This window comes from Bradyrhizobium sp. (assembly GCF_049691595.1).
GTDB lineage: Bacteria > Pseudomonadota > Alphaproteobacteria > Rhizobiales > Xanthobacteraceae > Bradyrhizobium.
The window spans coordinates 1-6511 of record NZ_JBAVNZ010000255.1 but is presented as its reverse complement, the minus strand read 5'-3'; the positions used below and the strand labels follow the sequence as shown (position 1 = coordinate 6511).

At 64.6% G+C, this 6511-nt stretch carries 11 protein-coding genes; 7 read left to right on the top strand and 4 right to left on the bottom strand.

Annotated features, from left to right (window positions below):
* From WCE35_RS11415 to WCE35_RS11405, 3 genes are all read left to right on the top strand, one after another.
* Positions 1-637, top strand: a 637-nt coding sequence (locus WCE35_RS11415) for a phosphomethylpyrimidine synthase ThiC (RefSeq protein WP_424593444.1), incomplete at its 5' end; no start/stop codon positions are given.
* A 16-nt stretch (positions 638-653) separates the two neighbouring features.
* On the top strand, positions 654-1160 hold the full coding sequence (locus WCE35_RS11410; protein ID WP_424593443.1) for a mismatch-specific DNA-glycosylase: 507 nt from the start codon (positions 654-656) through the stop codon (positions 1158-1160).
* A gap of 412 nt (positions 1161-1572) precedes the next feature.
* The gene (locus WCE35_RS11405; RefSeq protein ID WP_424593442.1) at positions 1573-1824 is read left to right on the top strand and encodes a hypothetical protein; all 252 of its coding nucleotides are present in this window, start codon (positions 1573-1575) and stop codon (positions 1822-1824) included.
* Positions 1825-1968: 144 nt separating this feature from the next.
* Here WCE35_RS11405 and WCE35_RS11400 read toward each other — a convergent pair whose 3' ends face one another.
* A complete protein-coding gene (locus WCE35_RS11400) occupies positions 1969-2409 on the bottom strand; it encodes a hypothetical protein (RefSeq protein ID WP_424593441.1) in 441 nt (146 codons plus the stop codon).
* A gap of 308 nt (positions 2410-2717) precedes the next feature.
* Here WCE35_RS11400 and WCE35_RS11395 point away from each other — a divergent pair, with 308 nt between their 5' ends.
* The 3 genes from WCE35_RS11395 (at position 2718) to WCE35_RS11385 (ending at position 5161) form a co-directional block, all read left to right on the top strand.
* Positions 2718-3101, top strand: coding sequence for a RidA family protein (locus WCE35_RS11395; protein ID WP_424593440.1), 384 nt, complete (start codon positions 2718-2720; stop codon positions 3099-3101).
* 62 nt (positions 3102-3163) lie between these two features.
* Positions 3164-3931: an SDR family NAD(P)-dependent oxidoreductase gene (locus WCE35_RS11390; protein ID WP_424593439.1), complete on the top strand. Its 768-nt coding sequence runs from the start codon at positions 3164-3166 to the stop codon at positions 3929-3931.
* Positions 3932-3988: 57 nt separating this feature from the next.
* Entirely contained in the window at positions 3989-5161 is a 1173-nt protein-coding gene (locus WCE35_RS11385) for a cytochrome P450 (RefSeq protein ID WP_424593438.1), read from the top strand.
* A gap of 53 nt (positions 5162-5214) precedes the next feature.
* Here the strand turns inward: WCE35_RS11385 and WCE35_RS11380 are convergent, their stop codons facing one another.
* Positions 5215-5442 (bottom strand): hypothetical protein, encoded by a 228-nt coding sequence (locus tag WCE35_RS11380; RefSeq protein WP_424593437.1) that lies wholly within the window; start codon positions 5440-5442, stop codon positions 5215-5217.
* 105 nt (positions 5443-5547) lie between these two features.
* Complete coding sequence (locus WCE35_RS11375; protein ID WP_424593436.1) at positions 5548-5982, bottom strand: hypothetical protein; 435 nt, start codon at positions 5980-5982, stop codon at positions 5548-5550.
* Positions 5983-6168: 186 nt separating this feature from the next.
* Between WCE35_RS11375 and WCE35_RS11370 the strand changes: the two genes are divergently transcribed.
* Positions 6169-6363: a hypothetical protein gene (locus tag WCE35_RS11370; RefSeq protein ID WP_424593435.1), complete on the top strand. Its 195-nt coding sequence runs from the start codon at positions 6169-6171 to the stop codon at positions 6361-6363.
* A gap of 17 nt (positions 6364-6380) precedes the next feature.
* Here WCE35_RS11370 and WCE35_RS11365 read toward each other — a convergent pair.
* Positions 6381-6511, bottom strand: a 131-nt coding sequence (locus WCE35_RS11365) for a DUF2277 family protein (protein WP_424593445.1), incomplete at its 5' end; no start/stop codon positions are given.

The following is a 6511-nucleotide window of genomic DNA, read 5'->3' as shown; positions in this document are numbered from 1 at the left end:
GCTGCACAAGATCAAGATCAACATGGACAAGCAGCTCAAGGAGTGTGGCGAGGCGCCGTTCTATACGCTGGGGCCGCTGACGACCGACATCGCGCCGGGCTACGACCACATCACCTCCGGGATCGGTGCGGCCATGATCGGCTGGTTCGGCTGCGCGATGCTCTGTTATGTCACGCCGAAGGAGCATCTCGGCCTGCCCGACCGCAACGACGTCAAGACAGGCGTCATCACCTACAAGATCGCAGCCCACGCCTCCGACCTCGCCAAGGGCCACCCCGCCGCGCAACTGCGCGACGACGCGCTCTCCCGCGCCCGCTTCGACTTCCGCTGGCTCGACCAGTTCAACCTCGGCCTCGATCCCGATACGGCAAAGCTCTTTCACGACGAGACCTTGCCGAAGGAAGCCCACAAGGTCGCGCATTTCTGCTCGATGTGCGGCCCAAAATTCTGCTCGATGAAGATCACCCAGGACGTGCGGGATTACGCGGCGACGCTGAACGATCCGGCGGGCGTGGGGATGTCGGTGTCGGGCACCATCGAGGATGGCATGGCGCAGATGAGCGCCAAGTTCAGGGAGATGGGTGGGCAGGTGTATCTGGATGCGGAGAAGGTGAAGGAGAGCAATCGGGTGTTGTGAGAACCTCGCCCACGCCGTGAAACTTCCTGACCAGCTTCAGGATCATCTGCGATTGGTCTTCGTCGGCACCGCTGCTGGCCAGCGGTCAGCCGACGTAGGCCATTACTACGCTCATCCCGGCAATCGCTTCTGGCGCACGATTCACGAGGTCGGCATCACGCCGCGCCAGTATGAACCGCATGAATTTCCGGCGCTGTTGAAACTCGGCATCGGCTTCACCGATCTTTGCAAATTTGGCGCGGGCATGGACCACCATGCCCTCGCCTTTCCCATCGACATTCCCGCGTTCCGCGAAAAGATGCGGCGCTATCGACCGAAGGCCATTGCCTTCACCAGCAAGAAGGCCGCGAGCCTTTTCTATGGCCGACCAACGAAGGCGATTGCGCTGGGCCGGCAGCAGCCGCTGGACGACTTCCCAACCGTCTTCGTGCTAGCCTCGCCATCCGGCGCCGCATCCGGCCACTGGTCGGCGCAGTCATGGCAGGAACTGGGGGATTCGATCAACAAGCCAAGCCTGGCGTAGATGGGGTAACAGAGCTCGTAGCTCGTAGGATGGGTTGAGCCCTTGCGAAACCCATCGCAGGTCGCAATTGCCACGATGGGTTTCGCTTCGCTCAACCCATCCTACGCGCTGCACATCATAGCTCGATGCTTCGCATTCGCCCCGGAATGACGAAATGGGCAAAACAAAGCGCGACAAAACAACCCGCCGGGCAAATCGCCATCAGCCCGACCTGACGGCCGTTCAGTTCCAGCATTACCCCGGTTGGTCAGCGCGATGGCGCGGGCGCCGCAGCCGGACGGTTGCGCCTTTGGACTTGAAACCGTCACGCTTTTCCCGCACCCATTGCGCGCCTCGCGCCATCGCGGAGACTGGACGCCGCCCCGGCCGATTGGCGCAAGCCCATCCCGTCTTTTCCGAGAGGAGACATATCATGCGTCGCGCTTTCGCACTCTGTGCCGTCACCTGCATCGCTGTCGCTGCCGCCGCGAGCCCTGCTGCGGCCGGCTACTATGTGATCCGCTGGAACAACACCGGCGTCTGCCAGATCTGGAATGAGAGCCTGACATTCAAGCCGTGGCAATGGCCGTCGCAGTACAAGGTCGTCAGCAGGCCGGCGCCGACCTTGTCCGCCGCGATGACCGTGCAGGAAAAGATGCGGCTGCGGCACCGCTGCACCCTTTAGGCGCGCAGGGCGGATTGAGCCGACCCGTCCGCCGTAGCTCAACGAGCGAAGGCGGAAGGCGCAATCCGCCTCGCCTGATAACAGCTTATCTCACTCCGGCGCGGCGGGTTACGGCTGCGCCTCAACCCGCCCTACGGCCACTCCCTACTTCAACGTGATCGCGAGCCCGCTCAAATCCGCGTTCGCCATCAGCCCGACCTGGCGGCCGGACAGTTCCAGCACCGCGCCCTTCTGGTTGGACAGCACGATCGCGCGGGCGCCGCCGCCGACCGCGAGCCCCGCGCCCGCCGCGCCATAGACGCCGGCGACATCCGACGGCCGGTATATGTTGCTGACGCGGCCGTACAGCACCGTCTTCGATCCGCCGAACACGAGGCCGTAGTCGAGGCCACCGGTCGACAGCGCGTAGCTCCGCCCGCGGAAATTCAATACGCCGCTGCCGCCCGAGCCGCCGATGATCCATCCCGCCTTGTAGATCGTGAGCCGCACGCTGCCCTCGTCGGCATGGGCGGCGGAGGACAGCGAGGCACCGGCGAAAGCAGTCCACGCGACCAGCGCAACACGAATGGCGGATGAAATCTTCATGGATACAGTCTCCCGGGGATGATGTGAGCAAGGCGTCGCGAAGCCAATCGCGGCGCGCTTGAACGAGTGTAGCCCATGGGCCGGATCGGCAAAACCTGTTCGCGCCCTGCGCGATCAGCACTGCACACCCAAACCGCCTTTTGTTTGGCGGCGGGATGTCGCAGTCGGGATGATCGGGCAGCCCAAGAGCCACCGGATCGACGCCGAGCGCCGCCCGATGCGGGCTCCGCGATATCCGGGGATGGCGGCGAAGCTGCATGGCGCTATGCTCATGCCGGCTACGCCGCCAGTCCCATCAAAGGTGTCCCATGCCCATCCGTCACTTCCCGCCTCCGCCCGGCCTGAAAGCCCCGCCGCTCTCCTTCGCCACGCGCACCGGCGACCTGCTGTTCGTCTCCGGCATTCCCGGCTTCGATGACCAGGGCGTCCTCCCCGACGGCTTCGAGGCGCAGTTCGGCCTTGTCGTGAAAAATATCAAGCGCGTGCTTGACGAGGCCGGCGCCAGCGTCCGCGATCTGGTCAAAGTCAACGTGCTGCTGGCGCGCGCGGCCGACGTCGCGCCGATGAATGTGCTGTATGCGTCCGCGTTCGGACCGCCGCCCTATCCCGCGCGCACGACCTGCGTGGTGCAGGCGCTGCCTGGCCCGAAAATGCTGATCGAGATCGAGTGCATTGCGTCGCTGGCGAAATAGCTTGCGGCGGATTAGGCTGTCGCTCATCCACCCACCAAAAACCAAAACCAGAGGAAACGTCCATGCCCCTTCTCCAGGACCATATCGCCGTCGTCACGGGCGCTGGCTCCGGCATCGGCCGCGCGATCGCGGCGGGATATGCGCGCGAAGGCGCGCGCGTGGTGGTGCTCGACATCAACGAGAAGGCGGCGGCCGAAACGGCCAGGGAAATCCGCGATGCGGGCGGCAAGGCCGAGAGTTTTGCGCTCGACGTCACCAAGCGCGAGGCTTGCGTCGCGATGGCCAGGCAGGTCGCCGACAAGGTCGGGCCGGTCTCGATCCTCGTCAACAATGCCGGCATCGCCCGCCGCAACGGCATGCTGGGCGCGGCCGAGGCGGTGGTGCAGGATTGGGAAGACATCATCGCGATCAACCTCACCGGCGTCTTCAATGTCACGCATGCGTTCCTCGAGCCCTTGCGCGGGGCGAAAGGACGGATCGTCAACATCGGCTCGATCCAGTCGTTCCTGCATCTGCGCACGCCGAGTTCGCCGGCCTACACCGCCTCCAAGCACGGCGTGCTCGGCTTCACCCGCGCGCTTGCCGCCGAACTCGGCAAGGACGGCGTGCGCGTCAATGCGATCGGCCCGGGGTTCATCGAAACCCCGCTGAACGAGAAGGTGCGCGCGTCCAATCCGGAGCTGGCAAAGACCTTCATCGCCCACACCCCGCTCGGCCGCGCCGGTCAGCCCGCGGACATCGTCGGCCCCGCGGTCTTCCTCGCCTCCGACCTGTCGGCCTATGTCTCGGGAACGATCGTGATGGTCGATGGCGGCTACCGGACGGTTTGAGGGCGGCGCCAGATCGCCACCCTGCGCGAAAACCTGTAAACGGAAACGCACACGCCCATGTCCAACGCCCCGCATTACGACATCGACGTCGCCAAATTCTGGGCCGATCCCTATCCCGATCTGGCAAAAATGCGGAAGGACGCGCCGATCGCGTTCGTGCCGCAGCTCGGCTCGACCGTCTTCACCCGGCGCGACGACATCTTCAGCCAGGAAAAGCGCATCGACGTGTTCTCCTCGCACCAGCCGGCCGGGCTGATGAACCTGCTGATGGGCCACAACATGATGCGCAAGGACGGCGAGGCGCACATGGCCGAACGCGCGGCGATGTTTCCGTCCGTCTCACCGCGCACGGTGCGCGATGTCTGGGTCCGGCAATTCCAGGCCCATGCCGACCGCATCCTCGATGAACTCGCGCCTTTGGGCCGCGCCGATCTCTGCAAGGCGTTCGCGCTGCCGCTTTCGGCCGAATGCCTCAAAGACATCACCGGGCTGACCAACATGCGCTTCGAGGACATGGACGCGTGGTCGCAGGCGATGATCGACGGCATCGCCAATTACGCCGGCGACAGGGAAGTCGAGGCGCGCTGCCATGCCGCCACCGCCGGGATCGACGCTGCGATCGACGACATGGTTCCGGTCGTGACCAAACATCCCAACACCTCGATCCTCAGCGTGCTGCTGGCCGCGGGCCAGCCGATGCCAGGCATCCGCGCCAACATCAAGCTTGCGATCTCGGGCGGCCAGAACGAGCCGCGCGACGCCATCTCCGGCACGATCTGGGCGCTGCTGACCCATCCCGAGCAACTCGCGCTGGTCCGCGAAGGCAAGGCGACCTGGCTCGACGTGTTCGAGGAATATGCGCGCTGGATCGCGCCGATCGGAATGTCGCCGCGCCGCGTCGCAAAACCGTGGTCGTATGGCGGGGTCGATTTCGAGCCGGAGGATCGCGTGTTCTTCATGTTCGGCTCGGCCAACCGCGACGAGGCCTGCTTCGATGACCCCGACCGTTTCGACATCACGCGCGACACCGCGAAGAGCATCGCCTTCGGCGCCGGCCCGCATTATTGCGCCGGCGCCTTTGCTTCGCGCGCGATGGTGGCCGACGTCGCGCTGCCCGGCATTTTCGCGCGATTGAAGAATATGCGGCTCGACCCGGCCGGGCCGGTGCGGATCGGCGGCTGGGCGTTTCGCGGGCTGCTCAATTTGCCGGTCACGTGGGACGAGCGCTAGTCGACCCGCCCGTGCAGGGGAACCAGGCGGACGGCCGCGCCCTATCATGACGGTTACGATCCGGCGCCGGAGTCGGCGGAATGATCGCTGGGCGGAAGCAGGTGCATGAAGTGGAATACCCAGCGCATCGCATAACACCAGGCATAGCCTGCCAGGGCGCCGCAGATCGCGAGGATGATGACGTTGGCGCGATCGATCGATCCGCTCGACCACAACATGCCGGCGGTCCAGAGGGCCCCGAAGGCGATCGAACTCAATTTCAGGACGACGGTCGGCTTCATGGCGCATCTCCGATGGTTACGGCCGGCCATTCTATGCGCTACCGCCCCTACTTCCGTGAGCTGGATCACGGAAGAGCCAGACCAGCCCTCCGTCAAGCCGACAAGCTATTTGCGCGGGCATTCCCGATAGCCGAACTTGTCGATGATCGCGGCGCCTGAAATGGCGTGGAACGCCAGCGTATCCATGTAGTGATTGTCGAGCAGGTGCTGGCGCAAGGAAGCGTTGTAGGCGCTCAGCATCCGGTTGGTGGAGGTCGCGCTGATGTTGCGGTTGCGATCATGACCGGCATGGAACAGCAGCGTGGCGCTGCGCTCGACGCAAACATTCTTCAGGCCGAGAAACAGCGTGCAGTTGGACTGACAATGCCCCCTGATACGAAACAACTCGCCGCTGGCGTTGGCGCGGTCGATCTCCGGCTGAAAATCCTGGATCCACCCGCCCTTGCCGAATTTCTCCGACGTGGCGGCGAACGCGCAGCAAGAGATCACCATCAGAACCGCGGCGATGGGAGCGACGAAATGCTTCATGGCCTTGCTCACCGTTGTCTGCTCATTCGGTCGATCAACCAATAGCGCATGAAGCGGCCAGAGATGACCTGCGAGAGTGCCGCAAATCGCCAGCATGACGATGTTGACGGCATCAAACGATCCACTCCACCATGGCATCCAGCCGGTCCACAGAACCGTGAAAACCAAGGCACCTGCTTTTAACCGGGTCACGGGCTCATGGCCATCCTCCAGACGGTTGAGATTCCACGCATCATTGGTGAAGTGGACTCATCGGCCCGTGACGCCCGCGCCGCGTTCGACGCGGCACATTTCGGGACCGGCTGGCTCTGGCGGCGCTTCATGGCGCGCGTGCTTGCAACGCTGGCGACGCGACTTGCTTCAGCCGCCGAACGCCAGGTGACGGCGTCCTGAAAGCGGCTGCAAGAACTTCAGCCGAACCGCAGCCGCGTGCGCTCCCTCGCCTTCCCAGCCTCGAGCTCGCGGTCGCGCGCCGGCGCATGGGTATGCAGCGACGTCAGCAGCCGGCGGGCGGCGTCGGCGACTTCCGCCACCGCGCGGT

Excerpts from the sequence above, each read along its gene's own strand:
- WCE35_RS11390 (WP_424593439.1), top strand. The coding sequence starts at position 3,164 with ATGCCCCTTCTCCAGGACCATATCGCCGTCGTCACGGGCGCTGGCTCC.
- WCE35_RS11385 (WP_424593438.1), top strand. The coding sequence starts at position 3,989 with ATGTCCAACGCCCCGCATTACGACATCGACGTCGCCAAATTCTGGGCC.
- WCE35_RS11400 (WP_424593441.1), bottom strand. The coding sequence starts at position 2,409 with ATGAAGATTTCATCCGCCATTCGTGTTGCGCTGGTCGCGTGGACTGCT.
- WCE35_RS11395 (WP_424593440.1), top strand. The coding sequence starts at position 2,718 with ATGCCCATCCGTCACTTCCCGCCTCCGCCCGGCCTGAAAGCCCCGCCG.
- WCE35_RS11405 (WP_424593442.1), top strand. The coding sequence starts at position 1,573 with ATGCGTCGCGCTTTCGCACTCTGTGCCGTCACCTGCATCGCTGTCGCT.
- WCE35_RS11370 (WP_424593435.1), top strand. The coding sequence starts at position 6,169 with ATGGCCATCCTCCAGACGGTTGAGATTCCACGCATCATTGGTGAAGTG.
- WCE35_RS11380 (WP_424593437.1), bottom strand. The coding sequence starts at position 5,442 with ATGAAGCCGACCGTCGTCCTGAAATTGAGTTCGATCGCCTTCGGGGCC.